The organism is Stenotrophomonas sp. 1L-E-5-B-C3, assembly GCF_057292075.1.
This window is the reverse complement of sequence record NZ_JBXAWS010000002.1, coordinates 244,771-270,635: the sequence shown is the minus strand read 5'-3', so window position 1 is coordinate 270,635 and position 25,865 is coordinate 244,771. Positions and strand designations below refer to the sequence as shown.

Below are 25,865 nucleotides of genomic sequence, written 5' to 3'. Positions count from 1 at the left end.
TCCTTTCGGGGTTACAGTGTTTTGGCGAGGAAATCGGCCGTACGTTGCTGGCGCGGACGCTCGAACAGGGCTTCGGGCGTGCCCTGCTCGATCACCCGCCCCTGGTCCATCATCACCACGTGGTCGGCCACGCGGCGGGCGAAGCTCAGTTCGTGGGTGACAATCACCAGCGTGGTGCCGGAGCTTGCCAGCTCCTCGATCACGCTGAGCACCTCGGCCACCAGTTCCGGATCAAGTGCCGAAGTCGGTTCGTCGAACAGCAGCACCTTCGGCTGCAGCGCCAGTGCGCGGGCAATCGCAATGCGCTGCTGCTGGCCACCGGACAGCTGACGCGGGAAGGCATCGGCCTTGTCGGCCAGACCAACCCGTTCCAGCAGCGTGCGCGCCTGCTGCTCGGCCTGCGCGCGTGACACGCCACGCACCGCGATTGGTGCTTCGATGATGTTCTCCAGCGCGGTCAGGTGCGGGAACAGGTTGAACCCCTGGAACACCATGCCCACCTCCGCACGACGGCGGCGGATCTCACGCTCGGGCAGCTCGTACAGGGTGTCGCCGTCGCGGCGGTAACCGATCAGCTGCCCGCCGACGGTCACGTAACCGCTGTCGGCACGTTCCAGGTGGTTGATCAGCCGCAGCAACGTGGACTTGCCAGCGCCGGACGGGCCGATCAGCACCGTCACGCTGCCAGCGCGCAGGTCCAGGTTCACGTCTTCCAGCACCGGCTGGTCGCCGAACACCTTGCCTACGCCATGCAGCGACACCGCCGCACCCTCGCCCGCTTCCACCTGGGTGGCGATGCGCGGACGATTGGCCACGCGCGGTGCGGCATCGCTGGCTGTGCGCGTCGGCGACGATACCCGCGAAACGCTGCGCTCGCGCTGCAGCTGGCCGCGCGCGAACCGCTGCTCCACCCGCCGCTGCAGCAGCGACAGCACGGTCAGGATCACCAGGTACCAGACCGTGGCCACCATCAGCAACGGCACCACTTCCAGGTTGCGTCGGTAGATCACCTGTACCGTGTAAAACAGCTCCGGCAGCGCCAGCACGTAGACCACCGAGGTGCTCTTGGCCAGGCCGATCACATCGTTGAACGCTGCCGGCAGGATCGAGCGCATCGCCTGCGGCAGGATGATACGGCGCACCTGGCGGCCACGTGGCAGGCCCAGCGCGGCCGCGGCCTCGTACTGGCCGTGGTCGACCGACAGAATGCCGCCACGGATCACCTCGGCCGAGAACGCCGCCTGGTTCAGGGTCAGGCCCAGCACCGCGGCGGTGAACACACCGATCAGCTGCGTGGTCGGGTACGAGAACAGGTTGATGCCGGTGAACGGCACGCCCAGCTCGATGGTGCTGTACAGGTAGCCCAGGTTGTTCAACAGCAGCAACAGCACCAGCAGCGGGATCGAGCGGAACAACCACACATAGCCCCACGACACTGCCGACAGCAGCGGTGAACCAGAGACGCGGGCCAGCGCAAGCAGCGTGCCCAGCGCGAAGCCGAGGCCGGTGCCGAGCGCGGTCAGCAGCAGCGTGCGGCCCAGGCCTTCCAGCACCGGACGCGCGAAGAACCATTCGGCGAAGGTGCCCCAGCCCCAGCGCGGATTGCCCAGCACTGACTGCAGCCCGATCAGGATCAAGGCCAGGGCCAGCACCGTACCGATCACCTGCAGCGGATGCCGCGCCGGCACGATCTTCAACGCCGGCGCTGGCGCCGGGCGTGCGGCAATGCCATCCAGCGCGGTCGAAGGCGTGCTCATGCGTGGGCTCCGTGCAGCACGGTCTGTGATGGCACAACAACCGGCGTCGATACGCTCAGGTGCTTCTCGAACGGCAGATGCGCGATGGTTTCCGGATCGGCCTGCAGGTCGAACAGCGCGGTGTAGCCGTGGCTGAGGTACAGGCCGACGGCTTCAGGCTGGCGGAAGCCGGTGGTCAGGAACACCCGCCGGTAGCCTTGGCGCGCCGCCTGGTCTTCCAGCTCCTGCAGCACGCGCCGCGCGATGCCCTGGCGACGCAGCCCCGGCAGCGTCCAGATACGCTTGAACTCGGCGGTGTCCGGATCGCGGTGCGGCATGAAGGCACCGCCGGAGATCGCTACACCGTCGCGCAGCAGCAGCACGAACGCCCCAACCGGCGCCGCAAAGGCCTGCGCCGGGTAGCGCTGCAGCTCCTCGCGGGCGCTGCCGCCGATGCGTCGGCGCACATCGGCGTAGCGGCTGTCGTACTCCTGTTCCAGTCCATCGAACAGTGGACGGGCCAGTGGATCGTCCACCGAGGTGTAGAGGAAGCGTTCGTTGCTGCTCATGCCACGTCCTTCACCAGATAGTCTTCGGCCAGCCGCGCCCACAGGCTGGCGGCGGGTGCGATGGCGGCGTCGTTGAATACATAGCGCGGGCTGTGCAGCGGTGCGCTGTCGCCGTTGCCGACGAACACGAAGCTGCCGGGCCGCGCCTGCAGCAGGAACGCGAAATCCTCACTGGCAGTGCGCGGCGCGAATTCGGGCACCACGTGTTCGCTGCCGAAGCCCTGCACGGCCACCTCACGGATGTAGGCGGTCTGCTGAGGGTGGTTGATCACACTGGGGAAGCCGCGCGGGAACTCGATCTCGGCTCGCGCGCCGAACGCGGCGGCGGTCTGTTCGGCAATCTCGGTGACCCGACGCCGCAGCGTGTCGCGCACATCCGGCAGATAGGCGCGCACGGTCAGCTTCAGCTCGACCACGTCTGGAATCACATTGGCGGCCTGCCCGCCGTGAATCGAACCGACGGTGACCACGCCCATCTGCCGCGGATCGACATTGCGCGACACCACGCTCTGCAGCGCGGTGACGATGTGCGCTGCCACCAGAATCGGGTCGACGCTTCCCTGTGGCTCGGCGCCGTGGCCGCCCTTGCCGATCACCTTCAACCGCGCCCAGTCCACCGACGCCATTGCCGGGCCATCGACAAAGCCGAAGTGCCCCACCGGCACGCCCGGCCAGTTGTGCAGGCCATAGATCGCATCCACCGGGAAGCGTTCGAACAGGCCATCGGCGATCATCTTCGAAGCGCCCGAACCGGTTTCCTCGGCCGGCTGGAACACCAGCTGCAGGGTGCCGTCGATACGGCCGTGGTGGGCCAGGTAGTGCGCGGCAGACAGCAGGATGGCGGTATGCCCGTCGTGGCCGCAGGCGTGCATCAGCCCCTCGGTCTGGCTGGCGTAGGCCAACCCGGACTCCTCGTGGATCGGCAGTGCATCGATGTCGGCACGCAGCCCAAGGCGACGGCTGCCCTGCCCGCGCTGCAGCGTACCGACCACGCCGGTGCCGCCGAGGCCGGTGGTCACCTCATAGCCCCACTGCTGCAACAGCTCGGCCACGCGAGCGCTGGTGCGGTGTTCCTCGAAGGCCAGCTCCGGGTGGCGGTGCAGGTCATGGCGAATCGCGATGGCCGCCTCGGCGCGTGCGGCGATCTCGGGCAATACGCCTGCTGCCGGCGAGTTCCGCCGGGCGTGGCCCGGCGCTACCGATGTGTCTCCGCTCATCGCCTTACCCTGCCTTCCGCGCCGGCTCGGCGTCGCTTGCATGGCGGCTGGCCTTGTACGGCAGGCCCAGATGCTCGCGCAGGGTCTGTCCTTCCAGCTCGCGCTGGTGGTAGCCGCGCGCCTGCAGGATCGGCAGCACCTGGGTCACGAAATCGTCCAGGCCTTCGCGCTGTGCCGCGAAACCAAGGATGAAGCCATCGCTGGCGCCGGCATCGAACCAGCGGATCAGCTCATCGGCCACATGCTCCGGCGTGCCGATGAAATTCGGCCGGGGGCTGACCGCTTCCAGTGCTACCTGGCGGAGGCTCAGGCCCTTCGCGCGCGCGTCCTGCTTGATGCGGTCGGTGGTGGAGCGGAACGAGTTGCTGCCGATGTCACCCAGCTCCGGGAACGGCGCGTCCGGATCGTACTGGCTGAAATCGTGGTGGTCGAAGAAGCGGCCGAGATAGGCCAGCGCGTCCTCCAACGTGGCCAGCGTGGCGATTGCCTGGTACTTGGCCTCAGCCTCCTCGGCGGTGCGGCCAACGATGGGGCCGATGCCCGGGAAGATCTTCACGTCATTGCCGCTGCGGCCGTGCGCGATCGCAGAATTCTTCACCTTCTGGGTGAACGCGCGGGTTTCTTCCAGCGACGGCGAATGGGTAAACACCGCATCGGCATACTTGCCGGCCAGCGCGATGCCATCGTCGGACGAACCCGCCTGGAAGATCACCGGCTGGCCCTGCGGCGAACGCTGGATGTTGAGCGGCCCTTCCACCTGGAAGAAGCGTCCGTTGTGGTCGAGGCGGCGGAACTTTTCCGGCGCGAAGAACGTGCCGCTATCGCGCTCGCGCACGAAGGCATCGTCATCCCAGGAATCCCACAGCCCTTGCACCACGTCCAGGTACTCGTCGGCGATCTGGTAGCGCAGCGCGTGCTCCGGATGCGGCCGGCCGTAGTTGCGGCCTGAGCCCTCCAGTGGCGAGGTCACCACATTCCAGCCGGCGCGGCCGCCGCTGAGCAGATCCAGCGAAGCGAACTGGCGGGCCACGGTGAACGGGTCGCTGTAGGAGGTCGACAGCGTGCCGGCCAAGCCGATCTTCTTCGTTGCCGTGGCCAACGCCGACAGCAGCGAGATCGGCTCGAAGCGGTTGAGGAAATGCGGAATCGACTTCTCGTTGATGTACAGGCCGTCGGCCACGAAGCCGAAGGCGATGCCGTTGTCCTCGGCGGTACGCGCGATGTCGATGTAGAACTGCAGGTTGACGCTGGCATCGGCAGGATTGGACGGATGCTTCCAGGCATGCATGTGGCTGCCGGGGCCCTGCAGCATGATGCCGAACGGAATGTGGCGCGGGGTCGTGCTCATGGGAATCGCTCCTGCAGGTCAGGCCACCGCCGCGCGCGGCGCGGGCGACAGCAGTTCAAGGGAAGTCAGGCGTGCGTCGAGGTCGGCCACCGGTGCATCGAGGATGAATTCGCCCACGCCGAAGCGCCGGTGCAGCGCATCGAGCTCGTCACGCACGTGCTGCGCATCACCGGACAGCACGCTGGGGCGCGTTTCTTCGATGCGGAAGTCGGCAACGCCCACCTGGCGCGCGTACTCGGCAGCTGCTTCGGGGCTGGGCAGATTCACCGTCTGCCCGGGACCGAGGTGGAGCTTGTAGACGCGCAGTGCACCGATATGGCGGGCTGCGGCTTCGGCGGTCGGGGCGGCGAAGGCCACCGTGGCCAGCAACGGTGGCTGCGAGGAGACGCTGCGGTAGGCGTCGAACGCAGCTTCGATGTGCTTCGGGTCGCCATCGAAGTGCGCGGCATAGACAAAGCGCCAGCCCAGTTCGGCCGCCTGCTGCGCGCTCTGCGGGCTGGCCCCGAGCAGGAAGCGCTCCGGCGCCTGCTGCGGCACCGGTCGGGCCTGTGCGTTGGCATGCGCGTGATCTTCACTCAGCGTGCCGGACAGGAAACCTTCCAGGTCGCGCAGCTGCTGGTCGAAGTCGGTAAACGGCGGCCGGCCGGCCGCCAGCGCGGCGGTCGAAGCCGGCAGGCCACCGGGGGCCTTGCCCACACCCAGATCCACACGCCCGGGTGCCAGCGCCGACAGCAGGTTGAAGTTCTCCGCCACCTTGTACGGCGCGTAGTGGCGCAGCATCACCCCACCACTGCCGATGCGGATGCGCCGGGTCTGCGCCAGCACCCACGCAGCCAGCACTTCCGGTGCGGGGCTGGCCAGGGTCGGCGCGGCGTGGTGTTCGGCAAACCAGTAGCGGTGATAGCCCAGCTGTTCGGCGCGCTGCGCCAGCTGCAAGCTGTTGCGCAGCGCCTGCTCCGGCGACGCCCCTTCGGCCACCGGGCTCTTGTCCAGGACGCTGATCTGATAGCTCATGGTCGTGTCCTCGCTCAGGGGTGGACCACGGGAATGCCGAGCAACCCGTTCAGCGCAGCCAGGATCGGCTCGGCACCGGAGATGTACTGGCGGTCCTGGTGCGCGCCACTGGCAAGCTCGCTGCGCACGCCCTGCGGCAGCACCAGCTTCGGCAGCGACTGGTCCTGCTCGCCGATCTCGGCAATCACCTCGCGGCGCGGCCGCGCGAAGCCGATGCGACGCACGTCCAGCTGCGCGTCCAGGCCGTCGATGCTCGACAGCGCGCCCTCCAGCAACAGGCTGTGCCGGCAGAAAAAGCGTTGGCCAGGAATCTGGCCGTCCTCGAACTCACGGTCGAGCAGGAACAGGATGGGTTTGCTTGCTTCGTCCAACGCCACGGGAGTGTCCTCATCAGGGCCGGCAATGCGATGCCGCTTCGATATCGATGCTAGAGATGCCGGCAGCCGCAGCAGCGACGGCTGGCGACAATCGGCGGTCAGATCCGGCCACGCAGATGCGGTGTAGCCATAAGCAAAGCGCCGCCGGTTATGGCGTCAGGCAATACGTCGCAGCGGCGCCGCTACCGCCAGTGCCTGCGTGGCCAGATGCCCCGCTGCACGCTCGGTCGCCAGTTCGATGCGTGCCTGCAAGGCCGCACTGCTGATGTGCTCGCCCTCGAAGTCGGCCGGTGTGGCATACACCCCGATCGGCAGCGTGTGCGCCTGCAGGAAACTGAACAACGGCCGCAGCTGGTGGTCGATCACCAGCGCATGTCGCTCGCTACCGCCGGTGGCTGCCAGCAGCACCGGCGTATCCACCAGCGCCTCCAGCTCGATGAAGTCGACCAGGTGCTTGAACAACCCGGGATAGGAGCCGCGATACACCGGCGCGGCCACCACCAGCAGCTCCGCCGCTTCGATGGTCTGCAGTGCCCGTTCCACCGTCGGCTCCGCCTCGCCACGCGACAGCGACTGGCCCAGCGAACGCGCGATCGGCGCCAGCTCCACCAGTTCAACGCTGGCGTGCACCCGCTGCTGCAGCGAGTCCAGCAGATGCCGCGCCAGCAGCAACGTGCGCGACGTCGCCGAACTTGTCGGCGATCCCACCAATGCAACCACCTTCAATGCAGAAGACATGACCCTCTCCTCGGTAGCGCCGGGCCATGCCCGGCGACGCTTCGCCTGAACCTCAAAACCGATAACTGACCCGGCCAAACCAATACGCACCCACATTGCCCAGCACATCACCGCTGTCCCAGGTGGTCTGGATGCTGGCCACATCGGTGGCACTGCGCGCGTACTCCGGCACCTTGCGGGTACGCTTGTCGAACACGTTGTTGATGCCCAGCGCTGCACTCCAGCCCGCGCCCAGCTCCACAGCACCGGAAAGATTGGTCACCAGCACCGGCGGCTGCTTGTACTCCACGCCGTTGTTCAGGCGCTTGATGGGGCCGTAGTAGGTGAAGTCCACGTTCGAGCGCCAGCGCCCGTTCTGCCAGCCAAGCCCTGCCACCTGCGTATAGCTGGGCGTGCGGAAGCGCAGCGCGTACTCGCTGGATTTGGTCAGCAGGTTGATGTTCGGCAGCCCCTGCAGCGCAGCCGGAATGTCGCTGACCTTCTGGATGGTGGTGCGGCCGACGTTGGCCGCGTAGCTCCAGCGCAGCTTGCCCCACGCCGTCTCCTGGTTCGCTTCCAGGGTCAGCTCCACACCGCGCGTGCGGGTGTTGCCCACATTGGTGAAGTAGCTGGCGTAGAACGCATCACCCGGCAGGATGCTGATGCCGGCCGAACCCAGCAGCGCATCGATGGTGTTCTTCTGCGCCGCACTCAGCACCGTCCCGCTGTTGTCGGTAATGCGCGCCGGATCCTGCGCGTTGTAGCCGATCTGGCTGGACTGACCGAGCTGGCCGCGGATGTCGATCTGATAGGCATCCACCGCCAGATGGAACGCCGGGCTCGGGTCCCAGGTCACGCCCAGGCTGTAGTTGGTGGCCTTCTCCGGCTTCAGCGGTGTTGCGCCCAACGCGATCGCCGCCGGCGAAGACACCTGCGCCACCAGCGTGGTGCCGCACGGGCAGCTGCCGGTGGCCTGGTAGTACTGCGCGCCCAGGCTGGGCGCATGGAAGCCATTGCTGACCGTGGCGCGCACGCCCAGCGCGTCGGTGAAATCGAAGCGGGTGGTCAGGCGCCCGGTGGAGACACTGCCGAAATCAGAATGGTCCTCCCAGCGCGCGGCCGCATCCAGGTACCAGCGTGAGGTGATGTTGGTGGCCGCACCCACGTACACCGCTTTGCTGTTGCGGGTCGCCTTCACCGCGTCCGCAGTGGAATAGCCGACGAAGGCCGCCGCACCGAAGCCGGTATACGACTCCCACTGCCCTGCCCCGCGCTCGTACTGTTCATGCTGGTACTCGGCGCCGGCGCTGACCTCCAGCGGCGAAGCGAATGCCGCCACTTCGAAGCCGCGACGCAGGTCCAGGTTGGCGATGCCCTGCTGGTAGTCCAGCTTGCCGTCATAGAAGTCGGTGGGCGAACCGGGATACGGCAGCGAGTAGTTCACCGAGTTGCGCGTATAGGTGCGCACGGTGCTGCGGTTGCCGGTGAGGCTGGCGTCGTAGTCCCAGCCCGCAAGCTGGCCTTTTACACCTGCGGTACCGGTGTACTGCTTCTCCTTGGTTTCCAGCACCGGCAGGAAACCATCCGGAAACACGCTCAGCACGCCGGGTGCCTTGTAGGTAGTGAAGATGGTCGCCGGCAGGCGGAAGTTCTGGATTGCCTGCGCGGTGCGGTCACTGGCCGTGGCGTTGGCGTAGAACTGCGCGCTCTCGCCCAGGCCATGACCCACGTTCACCGCGAAGGCCTTCAGCGCATACGACGGCGAGCTGAGGATGGTGTTGGCCTCGGCATCGCGGTTGGCTTCCGCCGGGTTCGGCGTGGCACCTGCTGGCAAACGATTGTTCGGCCGCAGCGCCACCAGATTGCCGCTGCCATCCACTGCCGGATAACTCAGGTAGCCGTCGATGTAACGGCGGGTACGAATCGCATGATGCTGGCGGGTGGTCTCGCCGGACAGGTTGACGAAGCCATCTTCGCCCCACGGCAGGCCGACGTTGGCGCGCACGCTGGTACGCGAACCATCGCCATCGATGCTCTGCCCGCTTTCCACTGACACCTCACCGCCGTGCGCCTGCGACTTCAGGATCACGTTGACCACGCCGGTGATCGCGTCCGAACCGTAGATGGCCGACGCGCCGTCACGCAGCACTTCCACGTGGTCGATGGCCGAGACCGGAATCAGCGCCAGATCGGCCCAGGCATGGCCCGGATAGCCACCGCCGTTCGCCCCACTCACATAGGCGCTGGCGTTGCGTCGCTTGCCGTTGACCAGCACCAGCGTGTAACCCGGCGACAGATTGCGCAGCTGATAGCCGCGGATCAGGCTCTCCTGATCGCTCTGGTAACCGCCGATCTGGCTCAGCGACGGCAGGCTGCGCTGCAGGGCTTCGAGCAGATTGCCCTGACCGGTGGCGGCGAGGTCCTCGGCGGAAATCACATCGATCGGTGTGGAGCTGTTCTTCACCGTGCGCGTGCTGGTGCGTGAACCGGTGACCACCACCGCATCCAGCGTGGAGGCCGCCACATTGGCGGTGGCTGCAGTGGTGGCAGGGTCTGCATCGGCTTCCGCTGCGTGGCTGGGCGATGCAGCGAGGACGGCCGCGATCGGGACGGCAAGAGTGTTCAAGGCTGGGGCGTAGGCGGCAGGCATGGGGGCTCGTGGGGGTGGGCCGGAAACACGCTTCCATTCAAGGGCCTGTTCACCCACGGCGACAGGCGGGATCGCGTCACCCAACCGTCATATCCGGCCACCCACATGACCGCTGGTAATGACGTTAGGCAGGCCTGCGCACACGGGGTCGGATCCCTTTCCAAAGGAAAGGGCTCTGACCCCAGGCACGCATCCCTCCACGGGGTCAGAGCCCTTCCTGCGGAAGGGATCCGACCCCGGCCTCCATATGCCCGCCCGGCATCACCTCATGCCCGCGCGCCACGCAGCGCCGCGCACCTCCACCCGTAGCATCAAGCCATGCCCAGCCTGCCCGCCGATCCCACCGCACCACTCGTCGCCATCGTCGCCTGCCACGGCCAGGGGCTGTTCGAGTTCGGCTGTGCGGTCGGCCTGTTCGCACCGATACGGCCAGAGCTGGGCGTGGCCTGGTATCGCACCCAGCTGTGCGCGGGCGAACCCGGCGCGCTGCGCATGCTCGGCAGCACCCAGGTGCAACTGCCTTACGATCTCGGCAGCGTCGATGACGCCGACATCATCGTCATCCCCGGTTGGCGCGAACCCAGCGAGCGTCCGCCGCAGGCACTGCTCGATGCACTGATCCGCGCTCACGCACGCGGCGCGCGCATCGCTTCGATCTGCTCCGGCGCGTTCGTGCTGGCCTGGGCCGGGCTGCTCGATGGCCGCCAGGCCACCACCCATTGGCGCCTCACCGAAGCGCTGGCACGTGAGTTTCCGCGCATCGATGTGCGCGAGGATGTGCTGTACGTGGACACCGGCAGCATCATCACTTCGGCCGGTTCGGCCACCGGCATGGACATGATGCTGCACATGGTGCGCAAGGATTACGGTGCCCGCGTGGCCAACCTGGTAGCCGAGCGATTGGTGCTGGCGCCATGGCGTGACGCCGGGCGCAGCCAGCGCGTCAGCCGCGCCATTCCCAATGGCGAGCCTACGCGGTTGGCAAAGCTGATGGAATGGATGCGCCGCAACCTGCGCGAGCCACACTCACTCGGCAGCCTCGCCGAGCAGGCCTCACTCAGCCAGCGCACCCTGCAACGCCAGTTCCTGGAAGCCACCGGCCTGTCGCCCATCGACTGGTTGATCCGCGAGCGCGTGGCCTTCGCCCGGGAGCTGCTTGAAACCACCGACCGGCCATTGCAATGGATCGCCGAGCAGGCCGGTTTTGGTTCGCAGGAATCGTTCCGCCGCCACTTCCGTTTGCAGGTGGATGCCAGCCCCACCGAGTACCGCAGCCATCATCGCAGCGGCATCGGTGCAGACCGGTTGGTGGGTTGCTGATTCCAGGCAGTGCCGGCCGCTGGCCGGCAGGGTTCACGACCGCATGGCGCGTCGATGGATCCACCAGCATTGCGCCACGAACCCGATCACAAAGATCACCAGGCACCCGAGCAAGGTCTGCAACACCACCGGCGCCATCGGCGCGGCTGCCAGCGGATGCGCAACCGGCAAGCGCGTCAGCGTTTCATTTACACCCGGCACCAATGACAGCAGGAAACTGAAGGACAGCGCGAACGTCGACAGGTAACGCCCCGAGCGTCCCAGCCAGCTCAGGCGTGCCGCCAGAACACCGCCGAACGCCACCAGCAGCACGATCACGCCGAAGGCATGGCCTGGATTGAGCCCGCCTGTGCTGGAGACGGTGAACGAGGTCGCCACCGACAGCACCAGGCCAATCAGATAAACCTTGCCCGAGCGCGTGCCGGGGTCGATTGCCCGGTGGCGGATGAAGCCGTACAGGCCGGCCAGGATCGGCACCAGGCTGATGGCGGTATGGATCGCTCCGAGAAGGGAAAGGGGATGGGCCATGAGATTCTCCATTGATTAAATAAACCTACTAGTAGGTAGACTGTCGGGACAAAAAGAAGGCCCGCGCTGCCGCAGGCCACTACACATCACGTCAGGTGGCCGCACTCACCCGCGCGATTGCCAACCGCGCGAGCGTCGCGAACGTCGCCGCATCACCAAAACCACGGGCTGCCAGCATCGCGCCATGCACCGACGACATGAACGCCCTTGCCTCGTCCGCAGCCGGACCCTGCAGTCGCAACTGGCCCTGAGCGGCACCCTTTTCCAGTGTGACGGTCAGCCACCCGCTCAGATCCTCGAAATGCCCGCGTACTTCATCGGCAATCTCCGCAGGGATCATCGGCGCCTCTGCCGCCAGCATCGCGCAGATGCAGAACGACGACGTGCCACCCGCAATGCAGCTGGACCAATAGTCCACATAGGCGTTGAGCTCCTGCAGCGGGTCATCCAGCTGCCGGTCCAGCAGTGCCAGGCCCTCGCGTGCCTCAGCCCGATACAGCTCAACCACCGTGCGCACCAGATCCGCCTTGCTGGGGAAATGGTGATGGATGCTGGCCTTGCTGATGTTCACCCGCGCCGACACATCCGCGTAGCTGAAACCGTTGTAGCCACCGGCTTCCAGCAGCGAACGGGCGTGGGCCAGGATTTCCTGCGCCTTGGGGGAGAGCGACTCTTTCATGGCCTTTAACCTACTAGTAGGTAGATTCACTGTCAATCCCTCCGCTGCGCTCGCCGGGCATGGCCCGGCGCTACCGGGCCCGTTTCAGGTAGCGCCGGGCCATGCCGGGCGAGTGCTACGGCGAGCTCCTCAATGCGAAGACACGTACAGCGCATCGGCTGGCGGCGGTGGCAGCGCGAAACTGCGCCGCATCCGCGCGACCTCGGCTGCCGGCGGCAAAGCGAACAGGCGCTTGAATTCGCGGTTGAACTGCGACGGGCTGGCATATCCCACCGCCAGCGATGCCGCTTCGGCAGTCATCCCCTGCCGCAGCATCAGCAGCCGTGCCTGGTGCAGGCGGGTCGACTTCACGTACTGCATCGGCGACGTACCAGTAATCGCGCGGAAGTGGTCGTGGAAGGTCGCCACGCTCATGCCCGCCTCGGCCGCCAGCTGCGCCACGTCCAGGGCGGTGGCATATCCGGCATGGATCGTGCGCAGCACCCGGCCGATGCTGCCGAAGCGGCCGCGCATGGCCAGCGCCTCGCGCATTGCGCCGCCCTGCGCGCCGGTCAACACGCGGAAGTAAAGTTCGCGCACCAGTGCCGGGCCCAGCACGACCGCTTCGAGCGGGTCGGCCAGCGCCTCTAGCAACCGCAGTACCGTGGCCTGCATCGGCGCCTGCATCGGGCTGGACATCATGCTCTGTGCCAGGGCCTCCGATGTGCCCACCTGTTCGCCCAGTTCGATCAGCAGGTCTGCCGCCAACTGCAGATCCAGATGCAGGTAGATCGCCAGCAGCGGCGCCTCTGCAGAGGCCTCGGTTTCCATCGTGAACGGCACCGGCACCGACACCGCTAGGTAGTGCTGCGCGTCGTACTGGTAGACCTGCCCGCCCAGGTAGCCGCGCTTCACGCCCTGGCAGACGATCACGATGCCGGGGTCATACAGCACCGGCGTGCGTGCCAAAGGCCGGTCAGAGCGCAGCAGCCGCACCCCGGGCAGCGGCGTGAGCGTATAGCCCTCCTCCAGCGCCAAGGTCTGCAGCAGGCCGACCATGCGTGCCTGCACCTGCTCTTGCAGGGAATCGACCACCGGCACGGACGCTCCAGAGGAATAGGCAAGAATGAGCGAATCCTAGACCTGGGGCGGGAAGGGTGCAATCACTAACGTGCAAGCCCCGTCCACCACGAGCGCCTCCCCATGCCCCCTTCCCGCCTTCTCCTCATCACCGGCGTCAGCAGCGGCTTTGGCCGTGCCCTTGCCCAGCAGGCGCTGCTGGCCGGCCATCGCGTGGTCGGCACCGTGCGCAACGAACCCGCCCGCCAGGCGTTCGAAACGCTGGCGCCCGGCCGCGCGTTTGGCCGTCTGCTGGACGTAACCGATACCGCCACCATCGATGCGCTCGTCGCCGATATCGAAACAAACGTCGGCGCCATCGACGTGCTGGTCAACAACGCCGGCTACGGTCACGAAGGCATCCTCGAGGAATCCACGCTCGCCGAGCTGCGGCAGCAGTTCGAGGTGAACGTGTTCGCTCCGGCCGCGCTGATGAAAGCCGTGCTGCCGCACATGCGCGCGCGCCGCCGTGGCCACATCCTCAACATCACCTCCATGGGCGGCTTCATCACGATGCCCGGAATCGCCTGGTACTGCGGCAGCAAGTTCGCGCTGGAGGGCATCAGTGAAGTGCTTGGAAAGGAAGTCGCGCCGTTTGGTATCCACGTCACGGCCGTCGCGCCGGGTTCCTTCCGCACCGACTGGGCAGGCCGCTCGATGGCGCGGGCGCCGCGCAGCATTGACGACTACGACGCATTGTTCGATCCCATCCGCAGCGCGCGTGAGGCAAAGAGTGGCCACCAGCTGGGTGATCCGCTGAAGGCTGCGCAGGCCATGCTGCAGGTCATCGACAGCGACGCACCACCCAGCCATCTGCTGCTGGGCAGCGATGCACTGCAACTGGTGCGGGCGAAGCTGGAATCAATGGGCGACAGCATCGACGCGTGGGAACAGCTGAGCCGCTCGACCGACAGCGCAACGTTGCGGTAGCGCCGGGCCATGCCCGGCGTTACCGCCGCCCCGCTCAGTCTTCCTGCACCAGCTTGAACTCGCGCAGCAGGCCACCAATCTGGGTCTTGTCCAGCTTGCTCATCAGCAGATTGCGCAGGAACGCCGGGCCGGGAATATCCAGTTCCTTGCCATCGCGCAGGCGACCGGTCGCCGCCAGCAACGAGCGCACGTCATAGGTGGAATTGAACACCTCGGGCACGCCGCGCTCGATCCCCAGCAGCGTGTACACCGCCTCCATCGGTGTGCGCACCGAATACTCGGTGGTAAAGATGCAGTCGCGCTGCTTCGATTCGGCAAACTGGCCGATGAAGGCGAAGTTCACCGCACCGTCCGGCACCACGTCCGGGCGATCACCGGCCTGGCGAGGCATGAAGAACGCCGTGATGTACGGCATCATCACCGGCACCGTCTTTGCGCCGGTGGCGGCCAGTTCGTCGATTTCTTCCACCGGCACGCCCAGGTGGTACAGCCATTCGCGGGTGATCTCCTCGCCGGTGCAGTCCTGCATCGGCTTCTTCACGTAGTCGCCGGGCGTATCCACGAACAGCGAATACACCCAGACCACGATCTGATCCTTGGGCTGGTTCTTGAAATGCGGCTGGCGGTTCACCGTCCAGCTCATCAACCAGCGCGAATCGCGCACGCTGACGATACCGCCGGTCACCACCTTGCCACTGAACGGGTCACGCTTGGCGATCTTCTGGATGTAGGCCGGAATGCGCGCATCCAGCGTGGTCACCGTCGCCGATTCCCACTTGGTCTGCGGAATGTGCGCGCCGAACACGTCCGGGCGGCCGAACGCGGGATCCCTGGCGGCAATGCGTCGCCACAGATCCCAGGCCGGTGCCGGCCCCTCGTTCAAACGCGCAGCGGTCTGGTGATCACCGTTGTCCGAATTCTCGGTCAACGAACCGATTGTCATGAAAACAAGATCATCTGCGCTCAGATCCACGCCACCCGCCACGCCCTCGCGCGTCCAGTGGATGCGCGTGGCCTGCTTGCGGCCGGCCGCCAGATCAAAGTCAACATCGGTCACCTCGGTCCCGTACTGGAACACCACGCCGTGGTCCTGCAGCCACTTCACCAGCGGCAGCACCAGCGATTCGTACTGGTTGTACTTGGTGAACTTCAGCGCCGAGAAATCCGGCAGGCCGCCGATATGGTGGATGAAGCGGTGCAGGTACAGCTTCATCTCCAGCGCCGAATGCCACTCCTCGAACGCGAACATGGTGCGCCAGTACAGCCAGAAGTTGCTGTCCAGGAAATCACGGCCCAGCACCTCGTCGATGCGCTTGTTCTCCATCTCCTGCCGGGTGGCCAGGAACAGCGCGATGATGTCCTTCTGTGCCTGTTCGGTCAGGGTGAACAGGCCGTCGGTGTGTGCATCTTCGCCGCGATTGATCGTGGCACGCTGCAGCGAATAGTTCGGATCATCCTTGTTCAACCAGTAGAACTCGTCCAGCACACTGGCATCCTCGATCTCCAGCGACGGAATCGAGCGGAACAGGTCCCACAGGCACTCGAAATGGTCTTCCATCTCGCGGCCGCCGCGGATCACGAAACCCTTTTCAGGCACCTTCAGGCCATCCAGCGCGCCACCGGCAATCTGCTGCTGCTCGAGAATGGTGATGCGCTCACCGGCCATGCGGCCGTCGCGCACCAAGAACGCGGCGCCGGCCAGCGAGGCCAGGCCCGAACCGACGAACCATGCGCGCTTGTCGTCGACGCCGGCGGGCTTGCGCGGGCGCGCAAAGGCTTCGTAGTTGCCACTGCTGTAGTACATGCGTTGCTCCTTCCTGGAGGGGGTCATCAGGAACCCGCAGTGGAATGACACAGCCATTCCATGCAGGTCATGCCCCTACTCTAACGTCGAACCGATGTACCAATTCCTGCACGCACGCTGCGACCGAATGACGCAGCCACGTCAGAGCTCTCGCCCCAGCAACATCCCCGGCCAGCCATCCACATTGAACGGCGCGATGCGCGTGTAGCCGCAGGATTCATAGAAGCGCACCAGATCACGGCTGCCACCGCTGTAGCAGTCCACGCGCAGATGGTCGAGCCCGGCAGCGCGCGCCTGCTCATCGGCAAAGGCCATCAGGCGGCGGCCGATGCCACGCACGCGCGCATCACGCGATGCCACCAGTACCCGCACATACAGTTCCGGGCCGGTTGGCGCAGGTACATAGGGCATCGACTCGCCCAGCGCCAGGAACGCGCGTACTTGACCATGCTCGTTCTGCGCCACCCACGCACCGGGCAGCGCGCACGCATCGGTCACCAGGGTGATCCGGCGCGCCACCGTGGACCACGGCTCACTGCCCCATTGCTGCACATTGCCGATCGATACGAACCATTCGATGACTTCGTCGAAGAGCGCCAGCACCGCAGGGGCATCGGCCTCGCTGGCGCGGCGGATGTTCAAGGTGTCCTTTCCAACTTCAGTCATGTGCGCACTCCTTTCAACGCTTCAATCAATTGCCACGAGGATGCCGGCCAGCGGCCCGCACTACCAGGGCCGGAGGTCCATGGCTCGGATTTGACATGCAGGTATTTGCCTGCCTATAGTCCATCCAAGGACGGCGCCTGTCCGCCCACGCGAGGAACCTGCAATGGTCGATATCGCACACAGGGTCGGCATCAAGGCCCCTGCAAGTCAGGTGTACCAGGCTCTGGCCACCCCCGAAGGCGTCGCCGCCTGGTGGGCCGAAGACACCCATGGCGACCGCGTGGCCGGCGGCTCGGTCAAGGTTCGCTTCACGAACAACGGCCAGGAAATCGGCGCCATGGAAATGAAACTTGAGCAGCTTGTTCCAGGCGAGCTCGTGCTTTGGCGGTTCCTCGCCGGCCCTGCTGAATGGATCGGCACCCACGCGCGCTTCGTGCTGAAACAGGAAGGTGACTACTGCATCGTCCTGTTCACCCATGAAGGCTGGAAGGAGCGCGTCGAGTTCACCTCCCACTGCAGTACCAAGTGGGCGGTTTTCCTGCTCAGCCTCAAAGCGCTGGTGGAATCCGGCAAGGGCCAGCCCAACCCACACGACATCAGGATCGACAACTGGAATTGAAGACGCCCCGCATGAATGCAGACAAGGTGTTCAAGGCACTGGCCGACCCTACGCGCAGAACGCTGCTGGATCTGCTCTGCGAAGACAACGGGCAGACGCTCGGCCAGCTGTGCGAGCACTTGGACATGGCCCGGCAATCGGTCACCCAGCACCTGGGCCTGCTGGAAGACGCCAACCTGATCAGCACCGTGCGCCGTGGCCGCGAGAAGCTGCACTTCATCAACCCGGTGCCCCTGCACGAAGTCTACGAGCGCTGGGTACGCAAGTTCGAGCAGCAGCGCCTGAGCCTGCTGCATGACCTGAAACGAGAACTGGAAGGAGAATGACGATGTCCGCAGAGTCCACCCGCTTCATCCACGTGATCTACATCGCCTCCACGCCGCAGAAGGTGTTCGAGGCCATCACCCGCCCCGAGATCGCCAGTCGCTACTGGGGCCACGAAAACGTTTCGGACTGGAAACCCGGCTCGCGCTGGCAGCATGTGCGCGCCAACGAAACGCGCTCGGTCGAGCTGGTCGGCGAAGTGGTGGAAAGCACCCCGCCCTCGCGACTGGTCATCACCTGGGCCGCCGCCTCGCAGGCAGAGAACCCGGACGCCTACAGCCGCGTCACCTTCGATATCGTGCCCTACCAGGACATGGTGCGGCTGACCGTCACCCACGACGAACTGGAACCGGGCAGCGGCATGGATACCGGCATCCGTCAGGGCTGGCCGATCGTGCTGTCGAGCCTGAAGTCGTTGTTGGAGACCGGCAAGGGATTGGATGTGTTTGCGAAGCCGAGCTAACACGGTGCTGGCGCGTGGCCACCCACGCGCCTAGAGCGCCACGCTGCCACCGCCGCCCCCCTCTCCGCCTTGCCCATTTCGACATTCCATCCCGCAGAAGACCATGTCTACCGGCATCAGCGGCGCTGCGACCGACGCAATACAGGGCGTGGCGGAGAACAGCTTCAACAGCAGATCGCTGCTGCTGAAGCGCTTGCGTCTGCTCAGCTGTTGGCCAAGCACACTCGACAGAGTCGCGAAGATGGATCTGTCTTTGGCAGAGTTCAACCTCGATGCGAGCAAGCCATCTAGCCTTCACCCTGTGGCGCTTGATAGAACTTCCCACCCTTCAAATAGGGCCTGAAAAAATCTTTGTAAACGGCCAGGTTGTTGTATTCGTCCGGCTCAAAGCCAAACAGACGTGCAGATGATATATGCGGCTGCACCAGCGCCTCTTCCTTGGCATACATCGAAGCAGCACACAGAGACTTCCTCACCACATCTCTGGTCTTCACTGAGCTAATCAGAGCGGAAGCGGGCTTTACTTGATGATGACTCTTGAAGGAATGAAAGAACATCAGATCCTCCCGCAAGGTTATCTGATAAATGGCATCCACACCCACGGATTCAATTATATCAACATCAACGGTATCGGTATTTCTTCTAGTGGGGATTTTTTTCCTCATTCTCACACGCATCAAGGAGTCCTCTGGAGTAATCATCTCGCCGCCATTGATGGAAACCCCGTAACTACTCCTCATGGAGATACTTTGGTACTGGATGCCACCGTCCCCAGAGGATGCTTCGCCGAGGAGATCAGAAAAGTCGAGCTCCCAGGAGCCCAGTGTTGCGTCTACTGAAATGGGCAAAGTACTGTCGCCAAAACAGAGTTCACCCAACGCACCATACCAGGGCTGGCAAAAGGGCAGCAGCAGCGAATCATTGATGACGATTATGTAATGCGCACCGTCTGGCACGTGCCCGTCTACCTTGTGACGCTCAAATTGGTCCAGCTTGCCGCTGATAGCCGATGTGACCGACAGCAATCGCTCACGGAAAACCGCATCACGATCTTCCGGCCCCAAGCTTCTCTGCTCAATGAGATTTCTGGTGTCGGACTGTGGCGTTGGGGTGACCACTTCGAAACAGAACGTCTCTCCATTCTTCCTTGCAATAAAGTCAGGCCCTGCATCCTTGCTCCTGATCTCCTCGAAACCCATTCCGAGAAGCTGATAGTAGAACAGCATTTCGGCCATCCTCTGGGAGTATTTCCCCACATCATCGCTCATTACTTGCGAATTGAACTGAGTATCCTTCAACCCCGAAAAGCTCAAGAAGAGGGATTCCAGACCTTGAATCATGCAGTCAATGACCAACTCCATACGTTGACCACTTTCCGGGGACTTCTGGAAGAAGTAGTCAAACCTTCTGGTCAGGATCTCCCGCCATTTGGCGCGAAGATGATCCACGCACCTATCGTTGTCCTTGTTCTTTTTTGCAGACACATGATTACCAAGAGGGATTATTGATATGGCATACGACATGGGGAAAAAGCTACTAGCTTGTAGCAGACCCGCACTGACCTCATGCCTGCAAGCACGGGGCAAGCGCACCGGCACGTCACCTGGGCACGTCAGAGTTTGGTGGACACTCACTCAGGAAACACGCAGTTGCCGCAGTTGAAATCTCAGCCCGCTAGCGCGCCGTCCAGCCCCCATCCACCGGCAGCGCCGTGCCAGTGATCTGCGCCGCAGCGTCCGAAGCCAGGAACACCACCATCTCCCCCAGCTGCTCGGGCGTCACGAACTGCAACGAAGGCTGCTTCTCGGTCAGCAGCGCGCGGGCGGCGGTCTCCTGATCTGTGCCCTCGCGCTCGGCCAACGCGGTGATCTGCTGCTCGACCAGCGCCGTTCGCACCCAGCCCGGGCAGATGGCATTGGCGGTGATGCCGGTGCCCGCATTCTCCAGCGCGGTCACCTTGGTGAACCCGACCACGCCATGCTTGGCCGCCACATAGGCCGACTTGTTCACCGAACCCACCAGCCCATGCACCGAGGCGATGTTGATGATGCGGCCGGCACCCTGCTGCTTCATGTGCGGCAAGGCCGCCGCCGTGGCATGGAATACGGCCGAGAGATTCAGCGCGAGGATCGCATCCCACTTCTCGACGGGGAATTCCTCGATCGACGCGGTGTGCTGGATGCCCGCGTTGTTCACCAGGATGTCGATGCGTCCCATCGTCGCAACGGCGCGATCGATCATGCCGCGCACTGCCTCGCCACGGGAAAGATCGGCCCCATCGTGCACCACCCGTACGCCGAACTCGGTTTCCAGTTCGGTACGGATGCGTTCGATCTCCGCCGCATCGCCAAAGCCGTTCAGCACGATATCGGCACCTTGCCGCGCCAACGCGGTGGCGATGCCAAGACCGATACCGCCGGTGGAGCCGGTGACCACCGCAACCTTTCCAGAGAACATGGGCGAGCTTCCATCGGGCGTAGGTGGTCAGTGTAGCTTCACCGGCGCCCCCTTTAAGCGACGCTACCTTGGTCAATCAACGGTTAGAACGCGTTCGGTACCCGCCGAGGGAAGTGTCCAGCGTTCATTCAAAACGGACGGTACACCTCAGAGGGGGCGCAGCCGTGGCTTGCTGGCGATACTGTCCGACTCCCACAAGGGCAATGCATCCATGCTTTGCCCGGCGGATCGAACACGTCCGAAAATAGCTTCTGCGGCCGTTCTACTCCCCCCACCTCCAACCGGGCGGAGCGCCTTTCATCCAGCAGATAAGGACAAGGACCAACACTACGGCCCACGTGTAGAGCTGAAACGCGATGGGCTCGCGAAATGGAGAGAACAGAAACGGACCTGCCAGCAGCAGGCCGAATGCGACTGCGTACACAAGCCAGCCCTGCCACGCGCACGGCATCCCCCAACCCCATCCGTACTTTTTCCTGGTAAACCAGTACTTCCTGCTGATCATTGCAATCTTCCTCGATGGCCGCCGGTCTCACGTACCTGATCCAAGCATGCTTTGAGCTGTTCGTGAAGACGTCGGTCCAGAATCAAGTCAGTATCCCCTCTGGCTGTGACGAGAACAGAGCTACGGTCCCTGCGCAGCACGAAGACGTTGCGACCGCTGTGCATGCGGAACTTGCCAAGCTCAACGCCACCGGTGCTCGTTCCAAGTTGCCGGTGAGGCAGCGTGATCCTTGAAGCATCTATGCCGAGAGGAAGCGCGTAGGCGTGAATCAGGGATACGTCCAGCGTCGATCGGCACATCATCAGGAACTACTCCGCAGAGATTGACCGCATGCCTTAAACGTAAATCGTCTCGACAATTGCCTCAAATGCGTCTTCGTCACAGGTGACAAGGCCCACGCTTCGCATCGCGCGCAGAAACGAGCGGGCCTCGTTCTATGTTGCGGGCTTTGCGTGTTCATCGCAGATCATACTTGCACTGCCACGCATGAGAATGCTTCAGTATCAGATAGCGCGCAACAAACGCCCATTTCTCATCGATCACATTGGCCGAACAGGAGCTGCGCGCTGTGATGCCATTGCAGTGACACTGTTCATACCGAACTTCAAAAACGCTCTAGAAGAGGACGCTCGCTCGATCAACGGTCGCGAGCGGATTAGCCTTCCGCACCGCCTCCAGGAACAGCAGGAAGTCGCGGTTGAACAGCGTCAGGTTGTTGGTAAACGTCACGCACTTTCTGCCCGATGCTTTGCTGAAGCACACCTGCCAGACATAGCGCCCGTAGATCTTGTCGGACGTTCGTGTGACTGAGGTGATCTGCGAAAGCGGAACCGCCGTGGGCACCGGCCCACGCCGCAGGTAAAAGGACGCCGCATCAAAGAAATAGTGCTCGCGATCCTCTTTGCCATCCACCATCACCAAGGTCATGGATGTTCCGGAGATCCGGCGAGGAGGATCCAAACGCAGCCCCGATTTCACGGACGAGCGAGCAGTTGCCGACATTCGCCGAAGGGTAAACCAGAGGATCACCAACGGAAGCGCCGCAAGGACAATGAAACCTACGGTCTTCAAAGCAGTTTCCAGCGTGCTGGGCACACAGATCTCCAGGATGAACGTGCAGGCACTTGCAAGGCCCGACTAGATCCACGCCACGCGTGGATGCTCTGGCTTCAACGCCCCATCACTTCCAATGATCCGGCCCCAGGAACGGCAGGCTCAACACAAACACCGGCACCGCCACAGGGATCAACGCCGCGCCGAGCACCTTGCCAGCCGCCGAACCCACACCCGGCTTGTCCTCCCTCTCCGGCAGGATCCGCTGCGCCCGCGCACTGATCGGCTGTGCCAGCTTCCCCTTCTCCGCCAGCGCCGTAGCATCCGGCAACTTCACCCGCTCGCCGTCGCCCTCGAACAGCGCGCTGTAATAGCTGCCGCCCTTCTTTGAAAGATTACAGGCCCGATCAAACGCCAGCGCGTAACGGCTCCGATCCTGCGGCAGGTAGTAGCGCGCACGCTCATCCACATACTTCGCCTCGCGCGGGAGCACCTCAATCCGCTCCAGCTTGAACTGCGCGGCCTGTTCCGGCGTCACCTGTTCCGGTCGCAGCAGCAGCGCATAGCTGCCGTGCACCTTGGCCTTGTTGGCCGGGTCGCGCCAGTCCTCATGGAAGTACATCTGCGCGCAGGCCACCGCCTCGCGCAGCGGGCTGTCCATCAGCGCGCGGTACTCGCGGAACGGCGCGGCATTGAAACGCATCGGCTCGTCATAGCGCGGTAGCAGGTACAGCTGGCCGTCGTCGGCCACGAACGCACTGGTGATCTCGCGGCTAGAGGCGTGCTCCTCCGGGCCACTGGCACAGCCAGACAGCAGGCCAAGGCACAGGGCGAAGAGAATGAAAAAAGACGTTCGCATGTCGTGTTCGAGGGCTTCCCTGGGAAAACGGCCCCGCCCGGAAGGACGAGGCCAGCCCACCATGGTGCCACGGCACCGCATGCGATGCAGAACCCGCCCTACTTCAACCGCTCCACCAACCGCTGCCCCACCTCCAGCGCCGAAGCCGGGTTCTGCCCGGTAATCAGCTCACGATCCACCACCACATGCCCCGTCCACGGCGTGGCGTTGCTGCTGAACTTCGCCCCCGCCTGCTGCAGCGCGGTCTGCGGGTAGAACTTCATCTCACCGCCGCCCAGCAGCGGCTTGGCCTGCTCTTCTTCCTGGTTGCTGATCACCGTCATCTGGTAGCCGCTGTAGATCCACTCCGGCGTGGCCGGCATCGCACCCGCCTCCAGCTTCGCCACGAACCCAGCGGCATCCGGCAGCGTGGACAGCAGCGCGATCGGCCCGTGGCAGACCAGCCCGGTATTCTTGTTGCGCTGATGGAAGTCGGCCAGCAACCGGCCCAGCGCCGGGCTCTTCAGCAGGTCCTGCATCGGCGCGTGGCCACCGGGAATGTAGACCGCATCGAAACGCGCATAGCCCTGCTGCTCGACGCGCGCCAGGCTGACCACCGGCGAGGCGGTCGGTGAGGTCAGCGCCAGTTTCTCCAGCAGGTCCTTGTGCAGCGTCAGTTGTTCGGCATCGTTGCCGAAGTAGGCCGGCGTCACCGAGGACGCATCCACCGTCGGCGCCCGCCCCTGCGGCGTGGCGAAGGTCACCTCGTGGCCCGCGTCCAGCAGCAGCTTGACCGGCTGCATCAGCTCGTTGAGATAGAAGCCGGTGGACAGCACCTTGCCGTCCTTCAGGTCCAGGTGGCTTTCGTCGGACAGCACCACCAGCACGTTGGCGGCCTGCGCGCCGTTTGCGGCCAGGGTCAGGGCCAGCGCTGCGGCCAGCCGGGTCATCAGGTTCATGGGGAGCTCCTATCGGGGAATGGCCGCCACTTTATTCATCGCCCCAGCGGCGATAAATTGGCCCCATCGCAAAACATCTGTTCCCCGGAGAGCCAAATGAGCCGCAAATTCGACTACCTGGGCGATGTGGAAGTGTTCCTGGCGGTGGTCGAGCACGGCCCGTTCACCGCCGGCGCGGTGGCGCTGTCCACCACGCCCTCGGTGCTGAGCCGCGCGGTCACCCGCCTGGAAGCGCGGCTGGGCCGGCAGCTGCTGCAGCGGACCACCCGCCGCGTGGGCCTGACCGACGCCGGGCGGCTCTACCTGGAACAGGTACGCACCGCCTTTGGCCTGCTGGACGACGCCGAGCGCGACGTACTGGCCCAGGACGGTGCGCTGGCCGGCCGCGTGCGCCTGAGCGTGCCCACCACCTATGGCCACTACCGGCTGCCGCCCGTGCTGGCGCGCTTTGCGCAGCAGTACCCACAGGTGCAGGTGGAACTGAACATCACCAACCGCAACGTGGACCTGGTGGCCGAAGGCTTCGATCTGGCCATCCGCCTGGGCCAGCTGCCGGACAGCGGGCTGGTGGCGCGCAAACTGGAAGACGCCCCGCTGCTGCTGGTGGCCGCACCGGACTACCTGCAGCGCCGGGGTACGCCGCAGACGCTGGACGAGCTGCAGCAGCACCTGTGCCTGCCGTTCGTGATGCCGCGCACCGGGCGGCTCGCGCCATGGATCTTCCGCGACGGCGGGCGCGACGTGGACTGGCTGCCGCGTTCGTCCATCGAGACTTCCGACGATGTGCTGGGCGTGGTGTCGCTGGCCGAACAGGGCATCGGCATCTGCCAGAGCTATGCGTTCATCGTGCGGGAGCGATTGCAGCGCGGGCAGCTGGTGGAGGTGCTGCCGCAGCTGCGCGGGAGATCGCGGCCGTTCTCGGTGATCTATGCGCCGCATCGGCGGCAGTCGGCGGCGGCGCGGGCGATGATTGAGTTGTTGGTGGGGAATGTGGCTGAGGATGGCGTCGGTTGAGGCCGCGAAGTTCGCTGGGGATGTCGGGTTTGAACCGATTTTCGGGGCGTGCGGCTGATCGCTCGCCGTTGCTTGGCGAGGTGGACTAAGAACTGTTGCAAAAAAGGCTGTCGCGCTATTCGCTTGTGGCATGGGCGATTGCGCCGCTTTGATTCGCCATCAGCAGAACAGCTGCGCGAATGCGTCTGCTGGCGTCGCGTGCTGCACGAATGGTGCGTGCAACAATAGTTCTTCGCTCTCGGATTTCGCGATTCCTTCGCGAATTTCTATTGGCATTCGGAGCGGCGGCGTAAACACCATGGCGCGCCACCGACAAGGGGTGGCCGGGTCTGCAAACCCGCATTGATGTACGCGTCTGTAGTTTGCGCTTGCCCGTCGGCACCGTCCTTAACCGGTGCCGGCGGGCAATCCGTCGGCCTTTCTGGCGGGCGGTGCGTGGGGATCTTCGGATCCACCGGTTCTATGACGCTACTTCATCCCGGTTTGCAGCCATGCATCGTCCGCCACCTCTTCGCGGTGGCGCTGTTAAGCACAGCCACGGAAGCCGACCCCATGAACGAATCCGACACCTTCTCCTCGTACACCGTTGTTGAACCCATCAACGACGACACTCCCCTGCCGGACCTGAACTCCCTGCTCGGCATCCTCAAGCGCATGCGCGGCTGCGAGGGCGCAGATGGGCATCCTTGGCCAGAAACCGATGTGTCACCCGGCCGCCGCGTGAGCCTGGCGCGGAGCGAGCGCGCAATGGTCGGGGCGCTGACGGTACTGGAGCTGCTGCATGCAGCGGATCGCTGCCGGGTGGCAGCAGACCCGGAGCGGCATCTGGATGAAGGGACTGTTGATGGGTTGTTCCTTGCCTGCCGGGGGTTGGCTGAGTGGGCCTGTCAGCAGGTTCGGCCCGAATAGCTAAAGGCACCAAGTGCTCCCGCATCTTCCAGCGCGACCAAATAAAACCCCACGCCCCACCAAATATAGAG

Annotated in this window: 25 protein-coding genes; 7 read left to right on the top strand and 18 right to left on the bottom strand. The window is 64.5% G+C overall.

Translation table 11 applies throughout. The features are described from left to right. Nucleotides 1-11: 11 nt before the first annotated feature. The 8 genes from AC0Z6F_RS03980 to AC0Z6F_RS03945 form a co-directional block, all read right to left on the bottom strand. Nucleotides 12-1,757, bottom strand: a complete 1,746-nt coding sequence (locus AC0Z6F_RS03980) for an amino acid ABC transporter permease/ATP-binding protein (protein ID WP_485616661.1) — start codon at nt 1,755-1,757, stop codon at nt 12-14. Next, nucleotides 1,754-2,305, bottom strand: a complete 552-nt coding sequence (locus AC0Z6F_RS03975) for a GNAT family N-acetyltransferase (RefSeq protein ID WP_485616663.1) — start codon at nt 2,303-2,305, stop codon at nt 1,754-1,756. The genes AC0Z6F_RS03980 and AC0Z6F_RS03975 overlap by 4 nt, the downstream gene beginning before the upstream one ends. Continuing rightward, a complete protein-coding gene (locus tag AC0Z6F_RS03970; RefSeq protein WP_485616664.1) occupies nt 2,302-3,522 on the bottom strand; it encodes a M20 aminoacylase family protein in 1,221 nt (406 codons plus the stop codon). The genes AC0Z6F_RS03975 and AC0Z6F_RS03970 overlap by 4 nt, the downstream gene beginning before the upstream one ends. Before the next feature lie 4 nt (nt 3,523-3,526). Then, nucleotides 3,527-4,870 (bottom strand): LLM class flavin-dependent oxidoreductase, encoded by a 1,344-nt coding sequence (locus tag AC0Z6F_RS03965; protein ID WP_485616665.1) that lies wholly within the window; start codon nt 4,868-4,870, stop codon nt 3,527-3,529. Between the two features lie 18 nt (nt 4,871-4,888). After that, nucleotides 4,889-5,884, bottom strand: coding sequence for an MsnO8 family LLM class oxidoreductase (locus AC0Z6F_RS03960; protein WP_485616667.1), 996 nt, complete (start codon nt 5,882-5,884; stop codon nt 4,889-4,891). Between the two features lie 14 nt (nt 5,885-5,898). Next, nucleotides 5,899-6,261: a DUF3088 family protein gene (locus AC0Z6F_RS03955; RefSeq protein ID WP_153675413.1), complete on the bottom strand. Its 363-nt coding sequence runs from the start codon at nt 6,259-6,261 to the stop codon at nt 5,899-5,901. A 156-nt stretch (nt 6,262-6,417) separates the two neighbouring features. Continuing rightward, nucleotides 6,418-6,999, bottom strand: coding sequence for an FMN reductase (gene msuE, locus AC0Z6F_RS03950; protein WP_485616668.1), 582 nt, complete (start codon nt 6,997-6,999; stop codon nt 6,418-6,420). 52 nt (nt 7,000-7,051) lie between these two features. Beyond that, nucleotides 7,052-9,628, bottom strand: a complete 2,577-nt coding sequence (locus AC0Z6F_RS03945) for a TonB-dependent receptor plug domain-containing protein (protein WP_485616669.1) — start codon at nt 9,626-9,628, stop codon at nt 7,052-7,054. Nucleotides 9,629-9,946: 318 nt separating this feature from the next. Here AC0Z6F_RS03945 and AC0Z6F_RS03940 point away from each other — a divergent pair, with 318 nt between their 5' ends. Continuing rightward, on the top strand, nt 9,947-10,948 hold the full coding sequence (locus tag AC0Z6F_RS03940) for a helix-turn-helix domain-containing protein (protein WP_485616670.1): 1,002 nt from the start codon (nt 9,947-9,949) through the stop codon (nt 10,946-10,948). Between the two features lie 33 nt (nt 10,949-10,981). Here the strand turns inward: AC0Z6F_RS03940 and AC0Z6F_RS03935 are convergent, their stop codons facing one another. From AC0Z6F_RS03935 to AC0Z6F_RS03925, 3 genes are all read right to left on the bottom strand, one after another. Then, nucleotides 10,982-11,476 (bottom strand): hypothetical protein, encoded by a 495-nt coding sequence (locus tag AC0Z6F_RS03935; protein ID WP_197584526.1) that lies wholly within the window; start codon nt 11,474-11,476, stop codon nt 10,982-10,984. A 91-nt stretch (nt 11,477-11,567) separates the two neighbouring features. After that, nucleotides 11,568-12,155 carry a TetR/AcrR family transcriptional regulator gene (locus AC0Z6F_RS03930; RefSeq protein ID WP_485616671.1) on the bottom strand — a complete coding sequence of 196 codons (588 nt, stop codon included), beginning with the start codon at nt 12,153-12,155 and terminating at the stop codon, nt 11,568-11,570. 129 nt (nt 12,156-12,284) lie between these two features. After that, nucleotides 12,285-13,229, bottom strand: a complete 945-nt coding sequence (locus tag AC0Z6F_RS03925; RefSeq protein WP_485616672.1) for an AraC family transcriptional regulator — start codon at nt 13,227-13,229, stop codon at nt 12,285-12,287. 108 nt (nt 13,230-13,337) lie between these two features. Here AC0Z6F_RS03925 and AC0Z6F_RS03920 point away from each other — a divergent pair, with 108 nt between their 5' ends. Beyond that, nucleotides 13,338-14,183: an oxidoreductase gene (locus tag AC0Z6F_RS03920; protein ID WP_485616673.1), complete on the top strand. Its 846-nt coding sequence runs from the start codon at nt 13,338-13,340 to the stop codon at nt 14,181-14,183. A gap of 34 nt (nt 14,184-14,217) precedes the next feature. Here AC0Z6F_RS03920 and AC0Z6F_RS03915 read toward each other — a convergent pair whose 3' ends face one another. Together AC0Z6F_RS03915 and AC0Z6F_RS03910 are read right to left on the bottom strand one after the other, a co-directional pair. Further along, on the bottom strand, nt 14,218-15,987 hold the full coding sequence (locus AC0Z6F_RS03915) for an oleate hydratase (RefSeq protein ID WP_485616674.1): 1,770 nt from the start codon (nt 15,985-15,987) through the stop codon (nt 14,218-14,220). A 141-nt stretch (nt 15,988-16,128) separates the two neighbouring features. Then, nucleotides 16,129-16,653, bottom strand: a complete 525-nt coding sequence (locus AC0Z6F_RS03910) for a GNAT family N-acetyltransferase (protein ID WP_485616675.1) — start codon at nt 16,651-16,653, stop codon at nt 16,129-16,131. Nucleotides 16,654-16,816: 163 nt separating this feature from the next. Between AC0Z6F_RS03910 and AC0Z6F_RS03905 the strand changes: the two genes are divergently transcribed. Genes AC0Z6F_RS03905 through AC0Z6F_RS03895 form a run of 3 tightly spaced genes read left to right on the top strand, consistent with a single transcriptional unit; the run spans nt 16,817 to nt 18,059 of the window. After that, a complete protein-coding gene (locus AC0Z6F_RS03905) occupies nt 16,817-17,272 on the top strand; it encodes an SRPBCC family protein (RefSeq protein ID WP_485616676.1) in 456 nt (151 codons plus the stop codon). An 11-nt stretch (nt 17,273-17,283) separates the two neighbouring features. Continuing rightward, on the top strand, nt 17,284-17,598 hold the full coding sequence (locus tag AC0Z6F_RS03900) for an ArsR/SmtB family transcription factor (protein ID WP_005416268.1): 315 nt from the start codon (nt 17,284-17,286) through the stop codon (nt 17,596-17,598). 2 nt (nt 17,599-17,600) lie between these two features. Further along, nucleotides 17,601-18,059, top strand: coding sequence for an SRPBCC family protein (locus AC0Z6F_RS03895; protein ID WP_329914330.1), 459 nt, complete (start codon nt 17,601-17,603; stop codon nt 18,057-18,059). A gap of 287 nt (nt 18,060-18,346) precedes the next feature. Here AC0Z6F_RS03895 and AC0Z6F_RS03890 read toward each other — a convergent pair whose 3' ends face one another. From AC0Z6F_RS03890 to AC0Z6F_RS03870, 5 genes are all read right to left on the bottom strand, one after another. Next, nucleotides 18,347-19,507: a hypothetical protein gene (locus AC0Z6F_RS03890; RefSeq protein WP_485616678.1), complete on the bottom strand. Its 1,161-nt coding sequence runs from the start codon at nt 19,505-19,507 to the stop codon at nt 18,347-18,349. 226 nt (nt 19,508-19,733) lie between these two features. Continuing rightward, nucleotides 19,734-20,516: a 3-hydroxybutyrate dehydrogenase gene (locus tag AC0Z6F_RS03885; RefSeq protein WP_180844119.1), complete on the bottom strand. Its 783-nt coding sequence runs from the start codon at nt 20,514-20,516 to the stop codon at nt 19,734-19,736. 1,120 nt (nt 20,517-21,636) lie between these two features. Further along, nucleotides 21,637-22,116, bottom strand: a complete 480-nt coding sequence (locus tag AC0Z6F_RS03880; protein ID WP_288418026.1) for a hypothetical protein — start codon at nt 22,114-22,116, stop codon at nt 21,637-21,639. An 85-nt stretch (nt 22,117-22,201) separates the two neighbouring features. Continuing rightward, the gene (locus AC0Z6F_RS03875; protein ID WP_485616679.1) at nt 22,202-22,933 is read right to left on the bottom strand and encodes a hypothetical protein; all 732 of its coding nucleotides are present in this window, start codon (nt 22,931-22,933) and stop codon (nt 22,202-22,204) included. Between the two features lie 98 nt (nt 22,934-23,031). Then, complete coding sequence (locus AC0Z6F_RS03870) at nt 23,032-23,871, bottom strand: type 1 glutamine amidotransferase domain-containing protein (RefSeq protein WP_485616680.1); 840 nt, start codon at nt 23,869-23,871, stop codon at nt 23,032-23,034. A 96-nt stretch (nt 23,872-23,967) separates the two neighbouring features. Between AC0Z6F_RS03870 and AC0Z6F_RS03865 the strand changes: the two genes are divergently transcribed. Both AC0Z6F_RS03865 and AC0Z6F_RS03860 read left to right on the top strand, forming a co-directional pair. Beyond that, the gene (locus AC0Z6F_RS03865) at nt 23,968-24,885 is read left to right on the top strand and encodes a LysR family transcriptional regulator (RefSeq protein ID WP_485616681.1); all 918 of its coding nucleotides are present in this window, start codon (nt 23,968-23,970) and stop codon (nt 24,883-24,885) included. A gap of 552 nt (nt 24,886-25,437) precedes the next feature. Further along, nucleotides 25,438-25,794 (top strand): hypothetical protein, encoded by a 357-nt coding sequence (locus tag AC0Z6F_RS03860; protein WP_485616682.1) that lies wholly within the window; start codon nt 25,438-25,440, stop codon nt 25,792-25,794. Nucleotides 25,795-25,865: the final 71 nt, after the last annotated feature.